General features: G+C 51.5%; 19 protein-coding genes, 2 tRNA genes and 3 rRNA genes. 6 read left to right on the top strand and 18 right to left on the bottom strand.

Annotated elements, in window-relative coordinates; translation table 11 throughout:
- Nucleotides 1-642: a ribosome biogenesis GTP-binding protein YihA/YsxC gene (gene yihA, locus H2P46_RS18440; protein WP_193406318.1), complete on the top strand. Its 642-nt coding sequence runs from the start codon at nt 1-3 to the stop codon at nt 640-642.
- Between the two features lie 88 nt (nt 643-730).
- Here yihA and spfP read toward each other — a convergent pair whose 3' ends face one another.
- The 5 genes from spfP to H2P46_RS18460 all read right to left on the bottom strand — a co-directional run bounded on the left by spfP (nt 731) and on the right by H2P46_RS18460 (nt 6,191).
- Complete coding sequence (gene spfP, locus H2P46_RS23535) at nt 731-778, bottom strand: small protein SpfP (RefSeq protein WP_071892919.1); 48 nt, start codon at nt 776-778, stop codon at nt 731-733.
- 286 nt (nt 779-1,064) lie between these two features.
- Nucleotides 1,065-3,854 (bottom strand): DNA polymerase I, encoded by a 2,790-nt coding sequence (gene polA, locus H2P46_RS18445; RefSeq protein WP_193406319.1) that lies wholly within the window; start codon nt 3,852-3,854, stop codon nt 1,065-1,067.
- Nucleotides 3,855-4,228: 374 nt separating this feature from the next.
- Complete coding sequence (gene dsbA, locus H2P46_RS18450; RefSeq protein ID WP_193406320.1) at nt 4,229-4,858, bottom strand: thiol:disulfide interchange protein DsbA; 630 nt, start codon at nt 4,856-4,858, stop codon at nt 4,229-4,231.
- 26 nt (nt 4,859-4,884) lie between these two features.
- Nucleotides 4,885-5,871 carry a serine/threonine protein kinase gene (locus tag H2P46_RS18455; RefSeq protein WP_193406321.1) on the bottom strand — a complete coding sequence of 329 codons (987 nt, stop codon included), beginning with the start codon at nt 5,869-5,871 and terminating at the stop codon, nt 4,885-4,887.
- 44 nt (nt 5,872-5,915) lie between these two features.
- Nucleotides 5,916-6,191, bottom strand: coding sequence for a YihD family protein (locus H2P46_RS18460; RefSeq protein ID WP_193406322.1), 276 nt, complete (start codon nt 6,189-6,191; stop codon nt 5,916-5,918).
- A gap of 52 nt (nt 6,192-6,243) precedes the next feature.
- On the opposite strand from H2P46_RS18460, the gene mobA reads away from it, so the two are divergent.
- The 4 genes from mobA to mobB all read left to right on the top strand — a co-directional run bounded on the left by mobA (nt 6,244) and on the right by mobB (nt 9,270).
- On the top strand, nt 6,244-6,804 hold the full coding sequence (gene mobA, locus H2P46_RS18465) for a molybdenum cofactor guanylyltransferase MobA (protein WP_193406323.1): 561 nt from the start codon (nt 6,244-6,246) through the stop codon (nt 6,802-6,804).
- A gap of 114 nt (nt 6,805-6,918) precedes the next feature.
- Nucleotides 6,919-7,947 carry an IS21 family transposase gene (istA, locus tag H2P46_RS18470; protein ID WP_193406324.1) on the top strand — a complete coding sequence of 343 codons (1,029 nt, stop codon included), beginning with the start codon at nt 6,919-6,921 and terminating at the stop codon, nt 7,945-7,947.
- Nucleotides 7,944-8,732, top strand: coding sequence for an IS21-like element helper ATPase IstB (istB, locus tag H2P46_RS18475; RefSeq protein ID WP_193403211.1), 789 nt, complete (start codon nt 7,944-7,946; stop codon nt 8,730-8,732). The genes istA and istB overlap by 4 nt, the downstream gene beginning before the upstream one ends.
- Nucleotides 8,733-8,766: 34 nt before the next feature.
- Nucleotides 8,767-9,270: a molybdopterin-guanine dinucleotide biosynthesis protein MobB gene (gene mobB / locus H2P46_RS18480; protein ID WP_193406360.1), complete on the top strand. Its 504-nt coding sequence runs from the start codon at nt 8,767-8,769 to the stop codon at nt 9,268-9,270.
- A 64-nt stretch (nt 9,271-9,334) separates the two neighbouring features.
- Here the strand turns inward: mobB and rrf are convergent.
- The 5 genes from rrf to H2P46_RS18505 form a co-directional block, all read right to left on the bottom strand.
- A 5S ribosomal RNA gene (gene rrf / locus H2P46_RS18485) occupies nt 9,335-9,450 on the bottom strand.
- 101 nt (nt 9,451-9,551) lie between these two features.
- Nucleotides 9,552-12,454: ribosomal RNA gene (locus tag H2P46_RS18490) — 23S ribosomal RNA — on the bottom strand.
- Nucleotides 12,455-12,654: 200 nt separating this feature from the next.
- Nucleotides 12,655-12,730, bottom strand: a tRNA-Ala gene (locus tag H2P46_RS18495).
- A 106-nt stretch (nt 12,731-12,836) separates the two neighbouring features.
- A tRNA-Ile gene (locus H2P46_RS18500) sits at nt 12,837-12,913 on the bottom strand.
- Nucleotides 12,914-12,987: 74 nt separating this feature from the next.
- Nucleotides 12,988-14,529, bottom strand: a 16S ribosomal RNA gene (locus H2P46_RS18505).
- The 16S, 23S and 5S rRNA genes sit together here with 2 tRNA genes alongside, the layout of an rRNA operon.
- Before the next feature lie 547 nt (nt 14,530-15,076).
- On the opposite strand from H2P46_RS18505, the gene mdtD reads away from it, so the two are divergent.
- Nucleotides 15,077-16,480 (top strand): multidrug transporter subunit MdtD, encoded by a 1,404-nt coding sequence (gene mdtD / locus H2P46_RS18510; RefSeq protein ID WP_193406325.1) that lies wholly within the window; start codon nt 15,077-15,079, stop codon nt 16,478-16,480.
- Here the strand turns inward: mdtD and rbsR are convergent.
- The 8 genes from rbsR to kup form a co-directional block, all read right to left on the bottom strand.
- Nucleotides 16,477-17,469 (bottom strand): ribose operon transcriptional repressor RbsR, encoded by a 993-nt coding sequence (gene rbsR / locus H2P46_RS18515; RefSeq protein ID WP_419776141.1) that lies wholly within the window; start codon nt 17,467-17,469, stop codon nt 16,477-16,479. The two genes, mdtD and rbsR, sit on opposite strands and share 4 nt — an antisense overlap.
- 4 nt (nt 17,470-17,473) lie before the next feature.
- Nucleotides 17,474-18,403, bottom strand: a complete 930-nt coding sequence (rbsK, locus tag H2P46_RS18520) for a ribokinase (protein WP_193406327.1) — start codon at nt 18,401-18,403, stop codon at nt 17,474-17,476.
- 63 nt (nt 18,404-18,466) lie between these two features.
- Nucleotides 18,467-19,342: a ribose ABC transporter substrate-binding protein RbsB gene (gene rbsB, locus H2P46_RS18525; protein WP_193406328.1), complete on the bottom strand. Its 876-nt coding sequence runs from the start codon at nt 19,340-19,342 to the stop codon at nt 18,467-18,469.
- 26 nt (nt 19,343-19,368) lie between these two features.
- On the bottom strand, nt 19,369-20,340 hold the full coding sequence (gene rbsC, locus H2P46_RS18530; protein WP_193406329.1) for a ribose ABC transporter permease: 972 nt from the start codon (nt 20,338-20,340) through the stop codon (nt 19,369-19,371).
- On the bottom strand, nt 20,337-21,845 hold the full coding sequence (gene rbsA / locus H2P46_RS18535; RefSeq protein ID WP_193406330.1) for a ribose ABC transporter ATP-binding protein RbsA: 1,509 nt from the start codon (nt 21,843-21,845) through the stop codon (nt 20,337-20,339). The genes rbsC and rbsA overlap by 4 nt, the downstream gene beginning before the upstream one ends.
- A 7-nt stretch (nt 21,846-21,852) precedes the next feature.
- Nucleotides 21,853-22,272: a D-ribose pyranase gene (rbsD, locus tag H2P46_RS18540; protein WP_193406331.1), complete on the bottom strand. Its 420-nt coding sequence runs from the start codon at nt 22,270-22,272 to the stop codon at nt 21,853-21,855.
- Nucleotides 22,273-22,455: 183 nt separating this feature from the next.
- On the bottom strand, nt 22,456-22,851 hold the full coding sequence (locus H2P46_RS18545) for a YgiW/YdeI family stress tolerance OB fold protein (RefSeq protein ID WP_193406332.1): 396 nt from the start codon (nt 22,849-22,851) through the stop codon (nt 22,456-22,458).
- A gap of 418 nt (nt 22,852-23,269) precedes the next feature.
- Nucleotides 23,270-25,138, bottom strand: a complete 1,869-nt coding sequence (gene kup / locus H2P46_RS18550) for a low affinity potassium transporter Kup (RefSeq protein ID WP_193406333.1) — start codon at nt 25,136-25,138, stop codon at nt 23,270-23,272.
- Nucleotides 25,139-25,402 lie beyond the last annotated feature (264 nt).

Raw genomic sequence — 25,402 nt, forward strand, 5'->3', positions numbered from 1 at the left:
TTGTCTGAACTGAATTATCACGTTACCCGCTTTGTACTTAGCGCGCCTGACATCCGCCACTTGCCGTCTGATACCGGCATTGAAGTCGCGTTTGCCGGACGCTCAAATGCCGGTAAATCAAGCGCACTCAATACGTTGACCAACCAAAAAAGCCTGGCACGTACCAGTAAATCGCCTGGTCGTACTCAACTGATCAATCTGTTTGAAGTGAGCGAAGGCAAACGCCTGGTTGACTTGCCAGGTTACGGCTACGCCGAAGTGCCGGAAGCGATGAAGCTGAAATGGCAGCGTGCACTGGGTGAATACCTGCAAAAACGTCAGGCGCTAAAAGGCCTGGTGGTTCTGATGGATATTCGTCATCCGCTAAAAGATCTCGATCAGCAGATGATTCAGTGGTCAGTTGAAAGCGGTATTCCAGTGCTGCTGTTATTAACGAAAGCCGACAAACTGGCGTCAGGCGCGCGCAAGACGCAGCTAAATAGGGTTCGGGAAGCATCAATGGCATTTATGGGCGATGTGCAGGTTGAAGTATTCTCATCGCTGAAAAAGTTAGGTGTGGATAAAGTGCGCCACAAGCTGGATAGCTGGTTCAATAAACCAGACGTTGCGTCTACAGACGAAGATAGCGATGTTGCAGAATAAATAAAAATGGCTTCGCGATCGCTGTATCGCAGATCAAAAAGCCCAATAAAAAACGCCCCAGTCACATGATGACTGGGGCGGCTAATATTCAGCCAAATCCGATTACGTGAAGTAAAAGGTCTGAAAGATAGAACATCTTACCTCTGTACCCTACGCCTTGAACTTTACCTGATTTTTGCTGAGCAACAAAGGTTTTTTTGTTGCTGCCTTACATTAAATGGTATTTTTTTTACAAGACTCGTCACAAAAACAAGCATCTGATGTAGTTTAATTATTAAAAAAATGCTTAGGCGTGAGACAGTTAGTCCGCACGCTTTTCACCGAAGCAATAACTTCATGGCTGAAACGTTTAAGTAAACAATTTACTTATGATGCTGACATGACCGATGAAAATGTCTTCATCGGCCAACGTCTATGTCAGATTAATGAGCCTGATCCCAGTTATCTCCAACGCCAACCTCTACCCGTAACGGCACGTCCAGCTTCATGCTCCCTTCCATCAATGTGCGGATCTGCTGACTTGCAGACTCAACCGCATCGACCTTAACTTCAAATACCAGTTCATCATGTACCTGCATGATCATCTTCACCGAATCGTTATTTTGTTGCTCAAGCCAGCCGTCAACAGCAATCATCGCTCGCTTAATGATGTCTGCCGCAGTCCCTTGCATGGGGGCGTTGATCGCAGCACGTTCAGCCGCTTTGCGCCGCATTGCGTTACTGGACTTAATATCAGGCAGCCACAGGCGGCGTCCATCCAGAGTTTCGACGTAACCTTTTTCGGCTGCCAGTTGACGCGTATTCTCCATATAACGCAGTACGCCTGGATAACGCTCAAAGTATAAATCCATATATTTCTTCGCTTCGCCAGCCCCGATATTGAGCTGCCGCGACAGGCCAAAAGCGCTCATGCCATAAATCAGACCAAAATTGATGGCTTTTGCGCTGCGACGTTGTTCACCGCTCACCTTACTTAAAGCAACGCCAAACACCTCTGAAGCGGTAGCACGGTGAATGTCCTCTTCCTGAGCAAACGCGTCTAATAGACCTTTATCCTGGGACAGATGGGCCATGATGCGCAGCTCAATTTGTGAATAGTCAGCTGCCACGATGCGATTACCCTTAGCGGCAATAAAAGCCTGCCGGATACGGCGACCTTCGTCGTTGCGCACCGGAATGTTTTGCAGGTTAGGATCGGTAGACGACAGACGGCCTGTGGCGGTGACCGCTTGATGATAAGAGGTGTGAACGCGGCCACTTAGCGGATTAATCATCAGCGGTAGCTTGTCGGTATAAGTCGATTTAAGTTTGGATAAGCCACGATGCTCAAGGATGACTTTTGGCAGCGGATAATCCAGGGCCAGTTCGGCTAACACCTCTTCACTGGTAGAAGGCGCACCGCCTGGTGTTTTTTTAGTTGGCTTAATGCCCTGCTTTTCAAACAGAATGACCTGCAGCTGTTTAGTTGAAGAGAGATTGAACGGCTCGCCCGCCAGCTCATGGGCTTTTAGCTCCAGTTCTGCCAGCCGAGCAGCAAGCTCTTTCGAATGTTGCGCCAGAATGTTTTGGTCAATGAGCACCCCATTACGCTCAATACGCGATATTACCGTCAGCAGGGGCATTTCAATTTGCTCGAAAACATTTTTCGGACCGGCTTCTTTTTCCAGTTGCGGCCACATTTTCAAATGCAATTGCAGCGTGACGTCTGCATCTTCTGCCGCATAATGTGCAGCCTGTTCCAGAGCGATTTGATTAAAAGTGAGCTGATTTTTACCTTTGCCAGCAATTTCTTCAAACGTCACGGTTTTATGTTTCAGCCAGCGTGCTGCCAGGCTATCCATATCATGTTTGCCAACCACACTGTTGAGAATATAGGACTCCAGCATGGTGTCGAACCGGATGCCCGCCAGTTCAATACCGTAATTCTTCAACACACCACGATCGTATTTCAGGTTCTGTCCAACTTTATAAGCTTTGTCATCTTCCAGCAGCGGTTTGAGCTGTTCAAGTACAGCATTACGATCAAGCTGTTCAGGCGCATCAAGATAATCATGAGCGACAGGCAAATATGCGGCTTCGCCGGGCGCAACAGCAAAGCCAATCCCGACAATACTGGCGCTTAAGGTGTCAAGCGAGTCGGTTTCCAGATCAAAAGCAAATACGTCACTTTTTTTAAGCTTATCGATCCAGCTTTCAAAGGTTTGCTGATCCAGGATGGTGACATAGCCATCAGCGGAGAGCATACTCTCAGTCTCCTTCTGCTGCTGGGCTGGCTCGTCGGACAACGCCTTTTGCGCCTGCTGGTTACTTTTTTTGCCTTGTAGCCATTTGCCATCCTGAAGATCAACTAACCAGCGTTTGAATTCATAGCGGCTAAAGAGTGCCTGCAACGCAACCACATCCGGTTCATTCACCGTAAGCTGTTCGCACGTTAACTCCAGCTCTACATCGGTTTTGATAGTAGCCAGCTGATAAGAAAGAAACGCTACTTCACGATTCTGTTCCAGCTTCGCCGCCATAGTTTTCGCCCCGCGGAATGGCAAATCGGCAACTTTATCCAGATTGTCATAAATCGCCTGCATGCCGCCTAAGCCTTGCAGCAGAGCTTGTGCGGTTTTTTCGCCAACGCCCGGCACGCCTGGAATGTTGTCCGAGCTATCACCCATCATGGCAAGGAAATCAATAATCAGAGCGGGAGGGACACCGTATTTCTGTTCCACTTCCTCCGGGCCAAGAATGGTGTTCGTCATAGTATTGATGAGCGTGATGGCAGGCGTGACCAGTTGCGCCATATCTTTATCACCGGTACTGATTAAAACTGCGCGGCCTTTTTTCTCTGCTTCAAGCGCTAAAGTGCCGATTACGTCATCCGCTTCAACGCCACTGATCGCCAGCAAGGGGAGCCCCATCGCTTTAACCATTTCATGTAACGGCTCGATTTGAGCGCGCAGGTCATCAGGCATCGGTGGGCGGTGAGATTTATAATGTTCAAACAGCTCGTCCCGGAAGGTTTTGCCTTTCGCGTCAAAGACCACAGCAACACGATCTGGTTTGTACTGGGTTAACAGGCTTTTCAGCATGTTAAGCACACCATACATGGCACCAGTTGGCTCACCAGCGCTGTTGGTCAGCGGTGGGAAGGCGTGGTATGCGCGATAAAGATATGATGAGCCATCAACCAGAATCAGTGGATTTTCTGCTATTTGCGCCATAAGTCTGTCTATTCTTCGTTGCCATGGGTTGGTCTATAAGGATGCCACAGCTTGAGAGGAATGTTGAATTTTGGCCGCCTATGACAGCAGCATTTAACGGATTTGGGGGAAGGATCGCAGTGATCGTCTTGTGGATAACTTTGTGCGTAAAAATCATAACATATTGTTATTTACACAAAATAAAGTCTACACTTAAATCTTAATCCAATAAATACAGTGAGTTACATAAAATCCGTGACTCGATCGCGGTTTTTAATTATGCGATCCCTTGTGTGGATATTAAATTTATGCCTTAACAAATAGCGAATACCGTTCTGAATTTATTACCAATAAAAAACGCCAGCTTAGCTGGCGTTCACACAAACAGGCAGAAATTACTTTTTATTAACCAGGAATTTAACTACGTTGGCATAATCCGCTACGAAGTTATCCATTGAGCTGGTATCTAAACCGCCATTATTCACCATATATTTACCATTAACGAACATGGCGGGCACACCCTGTAGGTTAACGTCTGCCGCGGCTTTTTCCTGTTGAGCAACCAGCGCTTTAACCGCAAAGCTGTTCCAGGCAGCATCGTAATCTTGAGATGAAATGCCCGCAGCCTGGATGAATGTCGCTTTTAAGCTGGCAGCATCCGTGATGGTTTGGCTTTTTTGGGTGCCATCAAAAATTGGCGCAATCACTTTGTTTTCAACGCCTAACGCCATTGCAACAGCCCATGCGTGGGTCGTGATCGGACCCAGTTCGCCGCCCAGAAAATCAACATGGTATGCCACTACTTTCACATCGGCTGGCAGATTCTTTTTCACGGCATCGCTTACGTGATAAATACGTTCGAATTGATAGCAATGGGGGCAGAAAAAGGAGAAGAACTCCATCACCTGTGGTTCACCTGCGATTGGCTTCTGCAAACTGACATACTGTTTTCCGTCATCAAATTGTGCAGCCGATGCGCTAAATGCCAGCGTTAATCCTATCAATGCAAACCAAATTTTTTTCATCGTGAAAAACTCTCCTGACTTCTTCATTAAAATTGCGGAGTGAGCTGCAAAGGCGGTTCCTGTAACAGCTTCTCCTGCTCGGTAAATAGTGAAATCTGTCTGCGCCAGAAATCTTCATCGGTCATCCACGGAAATGCGCGTGGAAAAGCCGGGTCCTGCCAGCGGCGCACTACCCAGGCCAGATAATAAACCATGCGCATGGCGCGTAAAGGCTCAATCAGTGACAATTCATTAATATCGAAATCGCTGAATTCACTGTACGCTTCCAGCAAAATGTTCCACTGAATACGCTGTTCCTGACGATTGCCATTTATTAGCATCCATAGATCCTGTACAGCAGGGCCGTTTCGGGCATTATCCAGATCAACAAATAAGGGGCCATCGCGCCATAAAATATTGCCGGGATGGCAGTCGCCATGTAAACGTAGCGGCTGCCAGGCGTGGTGCCAACGTTGTTGTAGCGTGGCGCTCAATTTATCAATTGTCTGTAGCAAAGCAGCTTTGAGCTTAGCAGGCACTAAGCTGGTCTGTTCCAGCACCTGTCGAGGTTGATAAAGATACTCCTCTAGTCCTATCAAAGGGCGATGCTTAAATAACGCCTTACACCCTGTCTGGTGAATGCGACCTAAAAAGCGTCCAACCCACTCCATTTGCTCTTCATTATCAGTTTCGTACTGTCGTCCACCCAGACTTGGGAACACGGCAAAACAGAAGCCCGCATGTATCTGCAAGGTTTTGCCTTGCAGGACGAGGGGAGCCGCAACAGGAACTTCGTCAGCCTGTAAATCCAGCGCGAACTGATGTTCTTCGTTGATTTGTTCTGACTGCCAGCGCTGTGGCCGATAAAATTTTGCTACATAGCGACGTTTATCGTCATCAGCAAATTGATAGACACGGTTTTCATAGCTATTAAGAGCCGTCAGCCCCGATTCAACACGGATTCCTACATCCCAAAGCGCATCCAGGATCATATCGGGATTCAGCGTCTGAAAATTAAAAGCAGCGTCGCTCATTTTCTTACCTGTGTAGCCTTATGCTGTTAGCCAGCAAGGATACATTACTCACCATCCTTAATGACACCACGCGCGCGCAGTAAAGCCATTTTAAAATCAGCTTCGTAAACCTTTTTTAAACCAGGAATCTCATCGTACTGGGCAGAGTCGCGCATTTTTAAATGGTAAATCAATACGTCATCCGGTAATTCACTTAATGGACCACTGAAGCCAGACTCTTGCGCAAGTTTCTGTAAAAATACAACCAGATTAAGATCGGGTTCCTTTTGCCAGGCCGGTTGAAGCAATTCCATTAACTCGTTTAGGCGATGGCATTTCATCTCAGGCTCCTCAAAATAGTATTAACAGCAAACCAAAAGCGAGGACAACAGTATGGCAGCATTAACCGGTGTTATTCTGGCCGGTGGTCAGGGTCGCCGTATGGGTGGTGAGGATAAAGGATTGCTGCTGCTTAATGGCGTGCCGCTTTATCAGCATGTCCTTCAGCGGCTTGAACCGCAAGTCGATATTGTCATGGTTAGCGCCAACCGTAACATTGATCGCTATCAGATGAAGGGGTATCAGGTCGTAAAAGATTCTGTTGCAGATTATCTAGGCCCGTTGGGCGGCATGCTGAGTACACTCAGCGTTATTTCTGGGGACTGGGCTGTTTTTTGCCCTTGCGACACACCCGACGTCCCTCTTAATTACGTTCAGCAATTATGGCAGCAAAAAGGAAATGCGCCTGCCGTATGGGTACGCTCACAGGAACGTGATCATCCCACATTATCGCTTATACACAAGGATGTCGTGGAGGCGCTCACCGATTATCTGCAACGTGGCGAACGGCGGTTAATGTCGTTTCTTCTTGAACAGGGTGGTCATGCGGTTCAGTTCAGCGACAATGAACTGGCTTTCCGGAACATTAATACGCCAGAAGATCTTCTGAAATGACACTTCCTTTACTTGCGATTACCGCCTGGTGTCGCTACCGATGTAAAACTGGCCCACCTGCCGATGTAAATCTGACCCACCTAGGGTAAAAATGGCAGTTTTAAGGCACTGCCAATGATGACATTGGAGACCAGAGTGGAGATTAGTGTTTTACACCGTCAGGGCATGTCGATACGCGCCATCGCGCGCCAGCTTTCATGCTCTCGTGAGACCGTTCGCAGATATATTCGTAGCCCGCTGCCCGTGGCGGATAGGCGCTACAAGCCTCGCGCACCCAGACCCTGCAAGCTTGACCCGTTCAAGACCTATATCCTTGGGCGCGTGGCAGCTGCCAGGCCCCTTTGGATCCCCGCCAGTGTGCTGCTGCGCGAGATCCGTCAGCGTGGTTACGAGGGTGGTTACAGCATGCTGACCGCTTTCCTGCACCCCATTAAGCAGCCCGTCACTGAAGAGGTAACACGCTTCGAGACCGAGCCTGGCTTTCAGATGCAAGTTGATTTCACCATCATCAGACTCGGTCATAACCCATTGCTGGCCTTTGTCGCCACGCTGGGCTGGAGCCGCGCGACTTTCGTCAAGTTTTACAGCAACCAGGACTCCGCTGCCTGGTGTGACGGCATTGAGTCTGCGCTCAGGTTCTTCGGCGGGACGCCGCATCAGCTGCTGTTCGACAACGCCAAGGCCATCATCATTGAGCGCGATGTCTACGGCCCCGGTAAGCATCGCTGGAACCCGCAGTTGATGCACGTCGCCGAGAAGTATGCCTTTACTCCCAAGGTCTGCCGACCCTATCGCGCCAAGACCAAGGGTAAGGTTGAGCGGTTTAACCATTACCTCAAGAACAGCTTTATCGTGCCTCTTACCGCGACCTTCCGGCAGGCCGGGCTGGTACTGGATGTACCTGCTGCCAACACACGCATCGGCGAGTGGCTGGTCACCGTCGCGAACACACGAGTGCATGGCACCACAGGCGTACCGCCTGAGCAGCGCATGCCGCGCGAGCGTGCTGCGCTATTGCCGTTACCGAAGGTCACGTTGGCATTGCCTGCACCTGTCCCAGCGCTCAGCCAGCGTCCGGTGCCGACCGAGAGCCTGCAACATCCTCTGGCAACGTACCAGGCCTTGCTCGAGGTGCCAGCATGAACCTTCAACATGATCGTATTGCCGCGCTCTGCGAGCAACTCAAGCTCGACCGCCTGCCGGCAGAGTGGCCGGGTGTGGCACAGGCGACCATCGACAACAGCGGCACGCATGCCGACTTCCTGGAAGCCGTTTTGCAGCTCCAGCATGATGGCCAGAACGAACGGCGTCGCCAGACCATTTTGCGGTTATCAGGCCTGCCGGTGATAAAAACACTGGAGCAGTTCGATTACGCCTATGCCAGTGGCGTTCCACGAAGTCAGATCCAGGAGTTGGCGGGTCTGACATTTATCGAACGTCAGGAGAACGTTGTCCTGCTCGGGCCTTCTGGCGTCGGCAAAACGCACCTGGCGACCGCCATTGGCTATAAGGCCGCGATGGCGGGTTTAAGCATTCGGTTCATTACCGCCGCCGACATGATGCTGCAACTGATGGCGTCACATCGTCAGGGTGACCTGAAGGGCTACCTGAACCGCGTCGTAGGTAAACCTAAGCTGTTGATCATCGACGAAGTGGGATATCTGCCGTTCGGTAAAATGGAGGCGAACCTGTTCTTCCAGGTAGTCGCTAAACGGTATGAGTCAGGCAGCGTGATCCTGACCAGCAACCTGCCGTTTACGCAGTGGTCCGGAACGTTTGGTGATGACGAGACACTGACGGCAGCGATGCTGGATCGGCTGCTTCACCATGCGCATATCGCCCAAATCAGCGGCCAAAGCTATCGACTGAAAGATAAGCTGAAAAGCGGTCAACTCCAGAAGAAAACGAAAGCAACAACGCTCGAATGATTCAAAGGGGGTGGGTCAGTTTTACTTTGGCAGGGTGGGTCAGAATTCGATCGGTATTGACACCTGGAGCGGCACAGGAAAAACAACCCTATTGCAGAAAGTGATTCCTTTACTTAACTCGCGTGACGTGCGTGTCGGGTTGATTAAGCATACTCATCACAATATGGAGATTGATACGCCAGGTAAGGATAGCTACGTTTTGAGAAAGGCGGGCGCCGATCAAGTGATAGTCGCCAGCTCACAGCGTTGGGCATTGATGTGTGAAACAACCACAGAAAAGACAGATCTGCATTATCTCGTGGATCGTATGGAGACATCTTTGCTGGATTTGGTTTTGGTTGAAGGGTTTAAAAACGAAGCTGTGCCAAAGATTGCGTTATATCGTTCGAGTATTAACGGATCTGTTAAGGACCTGCTTGATGAGCAGGTCATTGCTGTCGCGAGCGATCAACCTATCTCGCTTCACCTGCCTGTTTTGGATATTAACGAGCCTGAGCTTATTGCTGATTTCATTATCAACTGGCTTTTATCGCGTTAAAACGGTCCGGGAACCGGACGTAAAAAAGCCCTTTGCATATGCAAAGGGCTTTCTCTTATTTGATGCCTGGCAGTTCCCTACTCTCGCATGGGGAGACCCCACACTACCATCGGCGCTACGGCGTTTCACTTCTGAGTTAGGCATGGGATCAGGTGGGACCACCGCGCTACGGCCGCCAGGCAAATTCTGTTTTATTCACGCCATCACCCTCAGGCAACCACGTGAACCAGTCCGTGAACCAAGCTGAAAACCGGGTCTCTCTAAAACGCCTCTGGCGTTGTAAGGTTAAGCCTCACGGGTCATTAGTACCGGCCAGCTCAACGCATCGCTGCGCTTACACATCCGGCCTATCAACGTCGTCGTCTTCAACGTCCCTTCAGGACCCTTAAAGGGTCAGGGAAAACTCATCTCGGGGCAAGTTTCGTGCTTAGATGCTTTCAGCACTTATCTTTTCCGCACTTAGCTACCGGGCAGTGCCACTGGCGTGACAACCCGGACACCAGCGGTGCGTTCACTCCGGTCCTCTCGTACTAGGAGCAACCCCCCTCAGTTTTCCAGCGCCCACGGCAGATAGGGACCGAACTGTCTCACGACGTTCTAAACCCAGCTCGCGTACCACTTTAAACGGCGAACAGCCGTACCCTTGGGACCTACTTCAGCCCCAGGATGTGATGAGCCGACATCGAGGTGCCAAACACCGCCGTCGATATGAACTCTTGGGCGGTATCAGCCTGTTATCCCCGGAGTACCTTTTATCCGTTGAGCGATGGCCCTTCCATTCAGAACCACCGGATCACTATGACCTGCTTTCGCACCTGCTCGCGCCGTCACGCTCGCAGTCAAGCCAGCTTATGCCATTGCACTAACCTCACGATGTCCGACCGTGATTAGCTGACCTTCGTGCTCCTCCGTTACGCTTTAGGAGGAGACCGCCCCAGTCAAACTACCCACCAGACACTGTCCGCAGCCCGGATCACGGGCCTACGTTAGAACATCAAACATTAAAGGGTGGTATTTCAAGGATGGCTCCACGCAGACTGGCGTCCACGCTTCAAAGCCTCCCACCTATCCTACACATCAAGGCTCAAGGTTCAGTGTCAAGCTGTAGTAAAGGTTCACGGGGTCTTTCCGTCTTGCCGCGGGTACACTGCATCTTCACAGCGAGTTCAATTTCACTGAGTCCCGGGTGGAGACAGCCTGGCCATCATTACGCCATTCGTGCAGGTCGGAACTTACCCGACAAGGAATTTCGCTACCTTAGGACCGTTATAGTTACGGCCGCCGTTTACCGGGGCTTCAATCAGGAGCTTCTCTTGCGATAACCCCATCAGTTAACCTTCCGGCACCGGGCAGGCGTCACACCGTATACGTCCACTTTCGTGTTTGCACAGTGCTGTGTTTTTAATAAACAGTTGCAGCCAGCTGGTATCTTCGACTGGCTTCAGCTCCGGGAGCATGTCCCTTCACCTACGCGCCAGCGTGCCTTCTCCCGAAGTTACGGCACCATTTTGCCTAGTTCCTTCACCCGGGTTCTCTCAAGCGCCTGGGTATTCTCTACCTGACCACCTGTGTCGGTTTGGGGTACGATTTCGTGTTACCTGGAGCTTAGAGGCTTTTCCTGGAAGCAGGGCATCTGTCACTTCAGCACCGTAGTGCCTCGTCATCACGCCTCAGCGTAGAGTGTGCCGGATTTGCCTGGCACACACGCCTACACGCTTAAACCGGGACAACCGTCGCCCGGCTGACACAGCCTTCTCCGTCCCCCCTTCGCAGTAACACCAAGTACAGGAATATTAACCTGTTTCCCATCGACTACGCCTTTCGGCCTCGCCTTAGGGGTCGACTCACCCTGCTCCGATTAACGTTGAACAGGAACCCTTGGTCTTCCGGCGAGCGGGCTTTTCACCCGCTTTATCGTTACTTATGTCAGCATTCGCACTTCTGATACCTCCAGCAGACCTCACAGTCCGCCTTCGACGGCTTACAGAACGCTCCCCTACCCAGCGGCGCTTACGCGCCGCTGCCGCAGCTTCGGTGCATGGTTTAGCCCCGTTACATCTTCCGCGCAGGCCGACTCGACCAGTGAGCTATTACGCTTTCTTTAAATGATGGCTGCTTCTAAGCCAACATCCTGGCTGTCTGGGCCTTCCCACATCGTTTCCCACTTAACCATGACTTTGGGACCTTAGCTGGCGGTCTGGGTTGTTTCCCTCTTCACGACGGACGTTAGCACCCGCCGTGTGTCTCCCGTGATAACATTCTCCGGTATTCGTAGTTTGCATCGGGTTGGTAAGCCGGGATGGCCCCCTAGCCGAAACAGTGCTCTACCCCCGGAGATGAATTCACGAGGCGCTACCTAAATAGCTTTCGGGGAGAACCAGCTATCTCCCGGTTTGATTGGCCTTTCACCCCCAGCCACAGGTCATCCGCTAATTTTTCAACATTAGTCGGTTCGGTCCTCCAGTTAGTGTTACCCAACCTTCAACCTGCCCATGGCTAGATCACCGGGTTTCGGGTCTATACCCTGCAACTTGTCGCCCGGTTAAGACTCGGTTTCCCTGCGGCTCCCCTATACGGTTAACCTTGCTACAGAATATAAGTCGCTGACCCATTATACAAAAGGTACGCAGTCACACCACGAAGGTGCTCCCACTGCTTGTACGTACACGGTTTCAGGTTCTGTTTCACTCCCCTCGCCGGGGTTCTTTTCGCCTTTCCCTCACGGTACTGGTTCACTATCGGTCAGTCAGGAGTATTTAGCCTTGGAGGATGGTCCCCCCGTCTTCAGACAGGATATCACGTGTCCCGCCTTACTCATCGAGCTCACAGCCTGTGTGTCTTCGTGTACGGGACTGTCACCCTGTACCGTGCGCCTTTCCAGACGCTTCCACTGACACACACGCTGATTCAGACTCTGGGCTCCTCCCCGTTCGCTCGCCGCTACTGGGGGAATCTCGGTTGATTTCTTTTCCTCGGGGTACTTAGATGTTTCAGTTCCCCCGGTTCGCCTCGTAACACTATGTATTCATGTTACGATGATGCACAGAGTGCACCGGGTTTCCCCATTCGGACATCGCCGGCTGTAGCGGTTCATATCACCTTACCGGCGCTTTACGCAGATTAGCACGTCCTTCATCGCCTCTGACTGCCAGGGCATCCACCGTGTACGCTTGGTCGCTTAACCTTACAACCCACAGGCGTTTTACGCATGCAGACTGCAAAGCTGAGACCCGGACACACCGTTAATTTCACTCTTATTACGGAGAATGAACACGGCGTGTCGTTTCAATTTTCAGCTTGTTCCGGATTGTTAAAGAGCAGTAAAACGTCGCAATGCACTCGAAAATGCATTCTGACGTTTTTTCGGGCATCAACGTGCGTTGATGGTGGAGCTAAGCGGGATCGAACCGCTGACCTCCTGCGTGCAAGGCAGGCGCTCTCCCAGCTGAGCTATAGCCCCGAACAGGTAAAACCCGTGACCACAATTCTTTCTCAGGTAAGGCGTGGTTTCACGAAACATACTGACGTATGCGGGCCGGAACCATAACGCAGAATGAGGAAAAATCTGGTAGGCCTGAGTGGACTTGAACCACCGACCTCACCCTTATCAGGGGTGCGCTCTAACCACCTGAGCTACAAGCCTGCCGGGGTTTTACTGCTTCTTTACGTTTTCATCAGACAATCTGTGTGAGCACTTCGCAGGAAGGTATCTTCAGGTAAGGAGGTGATCCAACCGCAGGTTCCCCTACGGTTACCTTGTTACGACTTCACCCCAGTCATGAATCACAAAGTGGTAAGCGCCCTCCCGGAGGTTAAGCTACCTACTTCTTTTGCAACCCACTCCCATGGTGTGACGGGCGGTGTGTACAAGGCCCGGGAACGTATTCACCGTGGCATTCTGATCCACGATTACTAGCGATTCCGACTTCACGGAGTCGGGTTGCAGACTCCGATCCGGACTACGACGCACTTTATGAGGTCCGCTTGCTCTCGCGAGGTCGCTTCTCTTTGTATGCGCCATTGTAGCACGTGCGTAGCCCTGGTCGTAAGGGCCATGATGACTTGACGTCATCCCCACCTTCCTCCGGTTTATCACCGGCAGTCTCCTTTGAGTTCCCGGCCGAACCGCTGGCAACAAAGGATAAGGGTTGCGCTCGTTGCGGGACTTAACCCAACATTTCACAACACGAGCTGACGACAGCCATGCAGCACCTGTCTCACGGCTCCCGAAGGCACTCAGGCATCTCTGCCAGATTCCGTGGATGTCAAGACCAGGTAAGGTTCTTCGCGTTGCATCGAATTAAACCACATGCTCCACCGCTTGTGCGGGCCCCCGTCAATTCATTTGAGTTTTAACCTTGCGGCCGTACTCCCCAGGCGGTCGACTTAACGCGTTAGCTCCGGAAGCCACGCCTCAAGGGCACAGCCTCCAAGTCGACATCGTTTACGGCGTGGACTACCAGGGTATCTAATCCTGTTTGCTCCCCACGCTTTCGCACCTGAGCGTCAGTCTTCGTCCAGGGGGCCGCCTTCGCCACCGGTATTCCTCCAGATCTCTACGCATTTCACCGCTACACCTGGAATTCTACCCCCCTCTACGAGACTCAAGCCTGCCAGTTTCAAATGCAGTTCCCGGGTTGAGCCCGGGGATTTCACATCTGACTTAACAGACCGCCTGCGTGCGCTTTACGCCCAGTAATTCCGATTAACGCTTGCACCCTCCGTATTACCGCGGCTGCTGGCACGGAGTTAGCCGGTGCTTCTTCTGCGGGTAACGTCAATGACGAGGCGTATTAAACCTCATCCCTTCCTCCCCGCTGAAAGTACTTTACAACCCGAAGGCCTTCTTCATACACGCGGCATGGCTGCATCAGGCTTGCGCCCATTGTGCAATATTCCCCACTGCTGCCTCCCGTAGGAGTCTGGACCGTGTCTCAGTTCCAGTGTGGCTGGTCATCCTCTCAGACCAGCTAGGGATCGTCGCCTAGGTGAGCCTTTACCTCACCTACCAGCTAATCCCGTCTGGGCACATCCGATGGTGTGAGGCCCGGAGGTCCCCCACTTTGGTCCGAAGACATTATGCGGTATTAGCCACCGTTTCCAGTGGTTATCCCCCTCCATCGGGCAGTTTCCCAGACATTACTCACCCGTCCGCCACTCGTCGGCAAAGAAGCAAGCTTCTTCCCGTTACCGTCCGACTTGCATGTGTTAGGCCTGCCGCCAGCGTTCAATCTGAGCCATGATCAAACTCTTCAATTAAAAGTCTGATTTGCTGACACCGTTCATTAAAGAACGGCGCAGCGATGCTCTGTGAATTTAACGTCGTAATGAATTACGTGTTCACTCAGCAGAGACTTGATATTTTTTACGTCCGGAGACGCTGATATCAATCCTGCGAGTGCCCACACAGATTGTCTGATAAATTGTTAAAGAGCAGTGCGTACAGCGGCTTAACCGGCTGTCGCGAGGTGGCGTATATTACGCTTTCCTCCTGCAGAGTCAACCTCTTTCTGAGAAGTTTTTCTCCGGCGGCTCAGTCTCCCGAACCTGCCAGCACGTCATACCGTAAGCCGGTGTGCCGTGTCAGTGGAGGCGCATTATAGGGAATTCTTACGGGCTGACAAGCATTTCTTTAAATAAATTTACCGAGCGTCTTTTTTTTAACCGAACGCGTTAAAAGCAGGCGTTTCTTGTCGAAATAACGCCCAGAAAAGCCAGCCACACAGTAAAAAGCCGCATACCGCACCCTATAGCCAATGCTATCCTTTTTACTCTTACCGCTGGATAACTATTAAAAGGACACTCAATGATCCGATCCGCGCGCAGTATGGCCGGTCTGCCATGGATAGCTGCCATGGCATTTTTTATGCAGGCACTGGATGCCACCATCCTCAACACTGCTTTACCGGCTATTGCCACCAGCCTTGAGCGCTCCCCGCTTGCCATGCAATCCGCCGTTATTAGTTACACGCTCACCGTCGCTATGTTAATTCCGGTCAGCGGCTGGCTCGCCGACCGTTACGGCACACGCAAAATATTTATTCTCGCGGTTTCTCTCTTTACTTTAGGTTCGCTGGCGTGCGCCTTATCGCCGACACTTTCGATATTAGTGATCTCGCGCGTTATCCAGGGTGTCGGTGGAGCGATGATGATGCCGGTAGCGCGCCTTGCCTTGCTACGCGCTTATCCCCGCAGTGAATTGTTGCCGGTACTTAACTTCGTCACCATGCCGAGATTAGTCGGACCGATATTAGGCCCACTGCTTGGCGGATTGATGGTGACCTACGCCACCTGGCACTGGATTTTCCTGATTAATATTCCTATCGGCATTCTCGGCATATTTTACGCACGTAAATACATGCCGGATTTCACTACACCTAAACGTCGTTTTGATTTCCTGGGCTTTTTGCTGTTTGGCGTTGGGCTAGTAATGATTTCGATCGGGATTGAGTTGTTTGGCGAGCGCATTGTTTCTGCCTGGCTGGCAGCAGGCGTATTGTTTGCCGGCGTAGTCTTGCTTCTTCTCTGTATAGTGCATGCGCGCCGCCATTCTTCGCCGCTCATCAACCTGCCAATGTTTAAAACCCGCACTTTCTCTGTTGGCATTATTGGCAATATCGCTTCGCGCCTCGGCACCGGCTGCGTACCGTTTCTCATGCCATTAATGTTGCAGGTCGGTTTTGGCTATTCAGCGATTATTGCTGGATGCATGATGGCGCCTATTGCCGTAGGTTCGATTTTGGCAAAGTCAACGGTGACGCAACTATTGCGCTGGTTTGGTTATCGCCGCTTGCTCGTCAGCATTACCGTTATTATTGGTTTGTTGATCGCCACATTTTCGCTGCAGTCTCCCACAGAAAACATTTTCGTTTTACTCATACCGCTATTTATTCTTGGAATGGCCATGTCGACACAGTTCACGGCTATGAATACCATCACCCTGGCCGATCTGAATGATGATAACGCCAGTGGCGGGAACAGCGTGTTGGCGGTGACGCAGCAGCTGGCGATCAGTTTTGGCGTGGCCGTCAGCGCTGCGGTGCTGCGTTTCTATCAGGCGTTTGAGACCAGCACGGTACAGCAATTTCACTCTACCTTCCTGACCATGGGCGTGGTGACGGTGTTGTCGGCGCTGATGTTCATGATGTTGCGTCATGGCGATGGTCGCAATTTGATCAGCAATCGCGATAAAAAGAAGAAGGCGTCTTAAGCAGAACCGCGCACAATCAGTTCCGGCGTCAGCACCAACGTTTGCTGACTGACGTCGGGATGGCGCAGGCGATGAATCAGCGTATCAATCGCCAGCTCGCCCAGTTCATTTTTAGGCTGATGAATCGTACTTAACGGTGGTGACAGATAGCGCGCCAGTTCAATATCGTCATAACCCATCACCGCCATATCCTGCGGAATCTGTAAACCTGCCTGATACAATGCATGATAAACGCCAACTGCCATCGCATCATTACTGGTGAAAACAGCCTGTGGCGGCGTTTTCAGCGCCAGCAGTTCAATCATAGCGTTGTAACCGCCCTGAAATTCGAAGTCGCTCTCCACCACGTAACCAGGCAAAACATCCAGTCCGTTTTTTTCCATGGCATTTTTATAACCTTCAAGACGCATACGTGCCGGCGTTTTATCCAGCGGGCCTGCAATACAGGCAATACGCGTATAGCCGCTGTCGATCAAATGCTGTGTTGCCAGCTCACCACCGAGCAAGGCATTGTCCTGTATAATATCACCCCGTCCTTCGAACGGTGCCCAGTCCATCATCACGGTAGGGATAGAAGGATAACGATTAAGAATATCTGCGGAGGGCAGATGGCTTTCCGTACACATTAATAGCAAGCCATCGACGCGCTTTTGTAACAGCGTTTCCAGGCTGCGGTTCATGCGATCCTCATCGCCTGCCGTGTTCCCAAGAATCAAGCTGTAGCCACGCTCATAGCAGCTATCCTCAACGCCACGCACAATTTCTGCATAAAAAGGGTTACTGCTCGCAGTAATCAACATCCCGATAGTGTGGGTTTGGTTGATCTTCAAACTACGCGCCAGTGCTGATGGCGCGTAGTTCAATTCCCGAATTGCCAGTTCAACTTTTTCTCGTACACCGACGCTAACAAAACGATTTTTATTAATGACGTGGGAAACAGTGGAAGTCGAAACGCCCGCTTTACGGGCGACATCTTTCATGGTGGTCAAGCGCTTAATCCTGCTGTTGCAAAAAATCGTCGATTTCCGGGCGCCACGGCACGGAAGGCTGCGCACCCGGACGCGTCACCGCAATCGCCGCAGCGGCATGAGCAAAACGCACCGCGTCGTGCATCGTTTTACCCTCCAGACGTGCCGTAATAAACGCACCATTGAAGGTATCACCCGCAGCAATAGTATCCACTGCCTTCACGCTGAACCCCGCGATACGCTGACCATTGTTCTGTTCACTCAGCCATACGCCGCGACGGCCCAGCGTGATCAAGACTGTTTTGATGCCTTTAGCATGCAGTGCTTCAGCCGCGCGGGCCGCATCTTCGTCGCTATTAACCGCAACACCGGTCAGAATTTCCGCTTCGGTTTCATTGGGGGTGATAATGTCGATCAGCGCCAGCAGTTCATCTGACAAGGTTGTGGCCGGCGCAGGGTTAAGGATCACCTGCGTTTGGTGCTGGCTGGCAATGGTCGCGGCCGCCAACACGCTTTCCAGGGGGGATTCAAGTTGCATGAGTAACGCATCAGCCTGAACAATCACTGATTGATGGCGTTCCACATAAGTCGGGGTTAATGACGCGTTAGCTCCTGCATAGATTCCAATATTATTTTCGCCTTCGCCATTAACGAAAATCATCGCCACGCCGGTTGATTCATTTTCAATACATTCGACTGGCGCAACGTCAATATTGTCCAGGGTTAATTGTCGACGAATACGCTCGCCAATATCATCTCCTCCTACGCAGGCAATAAATGCAATATCCGCACCTGCGCGGCCGGCGGCGACCGCCTGATTCGCGCCTTTGCCGCCAAATGCAACCTGATACTGCTTCCCGATCACCGTTTCGCCAGGGCGAGGAAAGTGCGTCAAATTAAGGATGTGATCAGCATTGATGCTACCAAGAACGGCCAGTTTTGCGTTTTTGCTCATAGGAAATAATCCGGAAAGAGTGCGCCACCGGAAGGGTGGCGCAATGCCCTGCTTTTCTTTGTGTTACTGGATAACCAGTTTCAGGTCAACGGGGTTGATAGCCTGTACTTTCTCACCCTTCAGCACTTTATCAGCGGTGTCCACGCCGATCATGCCAATTTTGTCTGGCATCTGCGCAACGGTTGCTGACAGTTTGCCTGATTCAACGGCTTTAACGCCATCAGCGGTGCCGTCAAAGCCGACCACCATCACATCTGTTTTACCGGCGGTTTGCAGCGCGCGAAGTGCACCCAGCGCCATTTCATCATTCTGGGCAAACACCGCCTGCACATCAGGATGCGCCTGCAACAGGTTCTGCATTACGTTCAGCCCTTTGGTGCGATCAAAATCAGCCGGTTGGCTGGCAAGTATCTGGAATTTATGGGCATCGGCAGCTTGCTTAAAGCCTTCACCACGCTCGCGCGCCGCAGATGTGCCAGCGATACCTTGCAGTTCAATGATTTTTGCGTTTTCGCCAACTTTCTTCGCGATATAATCGCCAGCCATTTTACCGCCAAAATGGTTATCTGACGCGACGTGGCTCACCACGCTGCCTTGTGTCGCAACGCGATCCAGGGTGATAACGGGGATATTAGCCTGATTCGCCATTTTTACCGCATTGCCGACCGCATCGGAATCAGTTGGGTTGATCAGCAGCAGCTTAGTGCCGCGAACCGTCAAATCCTGCACGTTAGCCAGTTCTTTTGCCGGGTTGTTCTGCGAATCCAGCACCACCAGGTTGTAACCCAGCTTATCGGCCTCTTTTTGGGCGCCTTCTTTCAGAGAAACAAAGAATGGGTTATTCAACGTAGAAACCACCAACGCGATAGTGTCCTTTGCCATTGCGCTGGCACTTAATGTGGCGCCAAGAATGACGGCCAATGCGGTCAACTTTTTCATCTAATCATCCTGTGTATAGGTCAGAGTTATTTACTGCTTTTATTATCCACCAGCACCGCCAGCAAGATTACCACCGCTTTAACGATCATCTGGTAGTACGAAGAAACACTCATCAGGTTAAGGCCATTGTTCAGGAAGCCGAGGATCAGCGCACCGATCAGCGTGCCCATAATGCGCCCTTTGCCACCGGCCAGGCTGGTTCCGCCCAGGACCACGGCAGCGATAGCATCCAGTTCATAACCGGTGCCCGCCGTCGGTTGTGCCGAAGAAAGCCGCGCTACTTCGATGGTGCCGGCCAGCGCCGCCAGCATGCCGCACAAAGAATAAACAATGACTTTGACACGATTTACATCAATTCCGGATAAGCGTGTCGCGGCTTCGTTGCCACCCAGCGCGTAGATATAACGACCCAGACGCGTGTGATGCAGCATGTACCAGGCAAGGATAAACACTATCGCCATGAGCCAGACCGGCGTAGGAATACCCAGCGGCCGGCCAATACCGAACCAGCCAAACAGATCGGCGTTGTCATTAAAGCCGGTATTGATCGGGCTACCGTTGGTATAAACCATGGTAACGCCGCGCAACAGAAGCATCATTACCAGGGTTGCGATAAAGGCCTGCACTTTGCCGCGGGCCACAATCGTGCCGGTCACCGCGCCAATGGCTGCGCCCAGCGCCAGCGAAGCGGCCACTGCTACCAGCGCATTGACTTCCAGCCCCACCAGCGAGGCGGCTACCGCGCCGGTAAGCGCCAGTAACGACCCCACCGACAAATCAATGCCTGACGTTAAAATCACCAGCGTCATACCCACCGCCATAATGGCGTTCACCGAGGTTTGCTGCAGAATATTGAACAGATTGGCCACGGTGAAGAAATTCGGGCTTTGGCTTGCCACCACGGCAATCAGCACAATTAACGCAATCAACGATTTTTGTTCCAGCAGCCAGGTTTTGCTAAACCAGCGGCGACTGGAAGGTAAGGTTTGGGTACTCATACAACTAAATCCTCGCTGTGTTGCTTGCCAACGGCTGCCGCCATCAGGTTTTCCTGGGTAGCATGTTCATGGGTAAATTCGCCGCTTAGATAACCTTCGTGCATCACCAGAATGCGATCGCTCATGCCTAACACTTCCGGCATTTCCGACGACACCAAAATGATGCTCAGCCCTTCGGCCTTGAACTGATTAATTAACTGATAAATTTCTTTCTTCGCGCCGACATCAACGCCGCGCGTCGGCTCGTCAAGGATCAGCACGTCAGGCCGCGTCATTAATCCGCGCGCAATCGCCACTTTTTGCTGATTACCACCAGACAGCAGGCCAATCGGCTGCATCATTGACGGCGTTTTTACATTAAACAGGCGGATAAAATCGTCTACCGCTAACGCTTCTTCGGCATGCTTCAGGCTGCCACTGCCGCGACTGAAATAGCGCAGCGCAGTCAACGTCATGTTCTCTTTTACCGATATGCCCAAAATTAAACCGTCACGCTTACGATCTTCAGAGATATACACGATGCCATTTGCCAGCCCGTCCTGTGGCGAGCGCGTCACCACTTCGCAGGCATCCAGCCATACTTTGCCTTTGCTACGTGGCAAAGCACCGTACAGCACTTTCATTAATTCGGTGCGGCCAGCGCCCATTAATCCAGCCACGCTAAGAATTTCGCCTTTGTGCAGCGTAAAACTGACGTTATGCACCCCCGGCCCGCACAGATTTTCCACTTTTAAACGCACATCGCCTGGCGCTTGTTCAAGACGTGGATATTGATCTTCCAGTTTGCGTCCGACCATCATCTCGATCAGGCTCTCTTCTGTCAGATCGTTGACTGCACGTTCGGCAATGAACTGGCCGTCGCGAAATACCGTGACGTCATCGCAAATCTCGAAAATCTCTTTCATACGGTGCGAGATATAAACGATGCCGCAGCCTTGCGCTTTCAGCTCGTTAATCACATTGAATAGCGAGAGGGTTTCGGTGTCGGTGAGCGCATCGGTCGGCTCATCCATAATGATTACCTGCGACTCAAAACTGAGCACTCTGGCGATTTCCACCATTTGCTGATCGCCAATGGAAAGCTCGCCCACCAGCTTGTGGCTGTTAAAGCGCAGGTTAAGCCGTTTCAGTAACGCGTCCGCTTCGGCATGCATACGTTTCCAGTCAATGCGGCCAAAACGGCTGACAAATTCGCGGCCGAGAAAAATATTCTCCGCCACGCTTAATTGAGGGATCAGATTCAGTTCCTGATGAATGATACCGATGCCTGCATCCTGCGACGCTTTCGGTCCGCTAAATGTGGTTTCTTCACCGAGCCACTTTAGCGATCCGGCATCGCGGCTGTAGATGCCGGTCAGCACTTTCATCATGGTAGATTTACCCGCGCCGTTTTCACCTACCAGCGCCATTACGCGCCCAGGGTAAACTGCCAGCGACGCACCTTTTAACGCTTTTACGCCAGGAAACGATTTTTCAATCCCAATGAGTTGCAATAATGGTTGCATAGCGCCCTCAGAAGGTTACACCGGCGCTCAGGATGACATTCGCATACGGAGAACACTCTCCGCTGCGAATGACCGCCTGACTACGCTGAGTATATTGTTTGAACTGTTCATGGCTGGTGTAACGTACAGCGATGGTATTCCCCTGGTGCTGTTGCAAGGCTTCGAGCACGGCGAGCAGCGCACTATGGAGCTGCGGATTGTGCAGCTTAATCTCTTCTGCAATCAGGGCGCTTTCTACCTGCATCTCAAGCGTGACAGCATTGACCACGTGGATAAAATCGGGCATACCCGGCGTAAGCGCCAAATCGACACGCTGCGGCCCCGCCGGAATCGGCAAGCCAGCATCGGCGATCGTGAGCGTATCCGTATGTCCCAGACGGGCAATCACATGAGAGAGTTCAGCGTTTAACAAGCGACCTTTTTTCATCTATTCACTCCACAGCGAAACGTTTCGCTGGCGGCAGTGTATAAAAAGTAAGAAGCAACTCAATCACCAGATAAAAGAAGTGTGATCGCTATCGAAACGTTTCGCTTCCGCAGGAGAGAATTTGGCTTTAGGGAAGGATTGAAATTAAAAACTGGACCGCCGAAGCGGCCCTGAATCCAGGTTTTAAGGCAGTTTCCTGACGTGTTTAACGTCCAGCTCAATGCTGTTGAAATCTTTATCCAGCTCGCCGGTTAGCTCTACATGGTCTTTTGGCGAAATGGTTTGCCCGTCCCAACGCTTGTGGTCGATTTCTACCTTCATCGTGCCGGTTTGATCGCGGAACTGGTAATCTTCATCACCAAGCTGTTTTACCAGCTGGCCGCGCACGGTGATCCAGCTGTCATCCTTCATCTCTTCAGCCTGCTTAACAGTCACTACACTGGTGTGATCGGCGCTAAATCCACCTTTTTTGACCTGGGCGGCCGGGGCATCAGGATCAACAAATCCGCCATTTTGTGCAGCCAGAACGGAGGTAGATGTCAGCATCACAACGGCTAATAGTACGGCTTGTTTTTTCATACAGTTTCCTTTTTTCCATGAACAGTTTTTTTGATGTATACAGTTAAGCACAAGGTTCTTAGCAGGATCGTATCGATTAAAAACAGGCGAAGTTAATGAAAGCCGCGCTATAAGCTGCGCGGTACTTCGTATAAAACGCTTTCCAACTGCGAAAAATCGATAAATGTTTTATTCACTGAAGGCGATCACGTAACCGGCGATGGCTGCAAAGCGGGGCTGAACCAGCCGGGATGAAGCATTAATGGGTTTATCACCAGCGAAGCGGGATCAGTCCTTAACGGCTGCGGCACGAGATTACCTTTTGTGCGTCACATCGTGCCATTGTATGGCAGGCAGGTTGTTTTTTTACCCGCGGCAAGGCGGTGGTTATGCGCCACCTTGCGCGAGTCCGAGGCGTCCAGCGTGCAGGCGAATCCGGTTAAATCTCGACCTGGGTGCCTAGCTCAATGACACGGTTCGGTGGTATCTCAAACTGATCCGGCGCGCGCAACGCATTGCGTTGCAGCGCCAGGAACAGCTTGCCGCGTAACCGCAGATACCAGGGCCGTTTACCCATGATGAGCGACTCGTGCGACATAAAGAATGAGGTTTCCATCATGCGACAATTCAGCCCTTCCAGCCCACAGCGATGGAACACTTCTTCTACATTCGGGGTTTCGCGCCAGCCGTAGCTTGCTACCACGCGCCAGAAGGTCGGCGACAGCTGTTCGATGGTCACGCGACGCACGTTATGCACGTAAGGTGCATCTTCGGTGCGCAAAGTCAGTAACACGACGCGTTCATGCAACACTTTGTTGTGCTTAAGATTATGCAACATCGCAAATGGAATGACGTTCAGCGCACGCGACATATACACCGCCGTGCCTGGTACACGAACCGGTGGCGATTTCTCCAGCGAGACAATCATCGCCTCTAATGAATTACCATGTTCATGTAGACGACGCAGCAGACGAAAACGCTCGCTTTTCCAGGTCGTCATAACGATAAACATCACCAGTCCAAGACAAAGCGGCAACCAGCCGCCTGAGAAAATCTTAATCAGGTTAGCGGTAAACAACGGAATATCGATACACAGCATCAGTAACAGGATCAATCCAACCATCAGCTTCTGCCAGTGCCAGTTTTTAATCGCCACCGTACAAGACAGAATCGAGGTCAAGACCATAGTGCCGGTCACCGCAATTCCATACGCCGCAGCCAGATTACTGGAGTGTTCAAAGCTAACGATGACAATCACCACCGCAAAATAGAGCGCCCAGTTAATCGTCGGGATATAGATCTGGCCAGACTCTTTCTCTGACGTGTGGATAATGCGCATACCCGGAAGATAACCGAGACGAACCGCCTGGCGCGTCAGCGAGAAGACGCCAGAAATCACAGCCTGCGAGGCAATTACCGTCGCCAGCGTGGCAAGGATCAACATGGGAATTAACGCCCATTCAGGTGCCAGCAGAAAGAACGGATTTTTAATCGCGGCAGGATCGGTGAGCAATAATGCACCCTGACCGAAATAGTTCAGTCCCAGCGATGGCAGCACTACCGAGAACCAGGCAAGACGAATCGGCATTTTGCCGAAATGGCCCATATCCGCATACAGCGCCTCTACACCGGTAATGGCCAGCACTACCGCACCGAGCGCAAAGAATGAAATAGACTTGTAGTGGATAAAGAAATTAACCGCATATGCTGGATTTAACGCCTGCAACACCTCGGGATTCTTCATAATACCGCTGATGCCAAGCGCCGCCAGTACCAAAAACCATAGCAACATCACCGGCGCAAACAGCTTACCGACAATGCCGGTGCCGTGCTTTTGAATCATAAACAGCAGGGTTAACACCGCGATGGAAAGCGGTACGATAAACCGCTCAAGTAACGGCGCGGCAATTTCCAGCCCCTCAATCGCTGACATCACAGAAATAGCGGGCGTGATCACCACTTCACCGTAGAAGAAGCTGCCGCCAACCAGCCCCATAATCACCAGCACCGCCGTAGCACGCGCGCCGGTATGGCGGCCCGCCAGCGACATCAAAGTTAAAATTCCACCTTCGCCGGCATTATCGGCACGCATCACATAGCTGATGTATTTAAGTGAAACCACCAACACTAATAGCCAGAAAATCAATGATAAGAAACCCAATATGGCTTCGTGTTCTACCCCGAAACCAAACTGACCTGACAGGCATTCACGCAAGGTATACAGCGGACTGGTACCAATATCGCCATAAACCACACCAATAGCGGCCAGCGTTAATCCACCGAGCGACTGCTTATTTTCCGAGCTCATAGAGTTGTCTTTTGTTGGAGCCTGAGAGGCATAAAACCTCTCGCTCAAGCCATCAAAAAGCGCACAGTATGCACCTATTCGCAAAAAATCCTATCCCTGTAAACCGTATGGTCATCCACCATCTGGCTGTTTTTCTCGTAAAAATAGTGACTTAAGGGCGTTTTTAACGCGGTAGAACCTTCTGAAACAAAAAAGCTGACAGCTATCAACGCTTTCACGCATCATAATCTATAAAGTATTGCGTTCGCTAAAGCACGGCGGCTC

Source organism: Mixta mediterraneensis, from assembly GCF_014946725.1.
GTDB classification, from domain to species: Bacteria; Pseudomonadota; Gammaproteobacteria; order Enterobacterales; family Enterobacteriaceae; genus Pantoea; species Pantoea mediterraneensis.

Bases quoted from the DNA above. Each gene is read 5' to 3' on its own strand.
- polA (WP_193406319.1), bottom strand. From the start codon at position 3,854: ATGGCGCAAATAGCAGAAAATCCACTGATTCTGGTTGATGGCTCATCA.
- dsbA (WP_193406320.1), bottom strand. From the start codon at position 4,858: ATGAAAAAAATTTGGTTTGCATTGATAGGATTAACGCTGGCATTTAGC.
- H2P46_RS18455 (WP_193406321.1), bottom strand. From the start codon at position 5,871: ATGAGCGACGCTGCTTTTAATTTTCAGACGCTGAATCCCGATATGATC.
- H2P46_RS18460 (WP_193406322.1), bottom strand. From the start codon at position 6,191: ATGAAATGCCATCGCCTAAACGAGTTAATGGAATTGCTTCAACCGGCC.
- mobA (WP_193406323.1), top strand. From the start codon at position 6,244: ATGGCAGCATTAACCGGTGTTATTCTGGCCGGTGGTCAGGGTCGCCGT.
- istA (WP_193406324.1), top strand. From the start codon at position 6,919: ATGATGACATTGGAGACCAGAGTGGAGATTAGTGTTTTACACCGTCAG.
- istB (WP_193403211.1), top strand. From the start codon at position 7,944: ATGAACCTTCAACATGATCGTATTGCCGCGCTCTGCGAGCAACTCAAG.
- mdtD (WP_193406325.1), top strand. From the start codon at position 15,077: ATGATCCGATCCGCGCGCAGTATGGCCGGTCTGCCATGGATAGCTGCC.
- rbsK (WP_193406327.1), bottom strand. From the start codon at position 18,403: ATGAGCAAAAACGCAAAACTGGCCGTTCTTGGTAGCATCAATGCTGAT.
- rbsB (WP_193406328.1), bottom strand. From the start codon at position 19,342: ATGAAAAAGTTGACCGCATTGGCCGTCATTCTTGGCGCCACATTAAGT.
- rbsC (WP_193406329.1), bottom strand. From the start codon at position 20,340: ATGAGTACCCAAACCTTACCTTCCAGTCGCCGCTGGTTTAGCAAAACC.
- rbsA (WP_193406330.1), bottom strand. From the start codon at position 21,845: ATGCAACCATTATTGCAACTCATTGGGATTGAAAAATCGTTTCCTGGC.
- rbsD (WP_193406331.1), bottom strand. From the start codon at position 22,272: ATGAAAAAAGGTCGCTTGTTAAACGCTGAACTCTCTCATGTGATTGCC.
- H2P46_RS18545 (WP_193406332.1), bottom strand. From the start codon at position 22,851: ATGAAAAAACAAGCCGTACTATTAGCCGTTGTGATGCTGACATCTACC.
- kup (WP_193406333.1), bottom strand. From the start codon at position 25,138: ATGAGCTCGGAAAATAAGCAGTCGCTCGGTGGATTAACGCTGGCCGCT.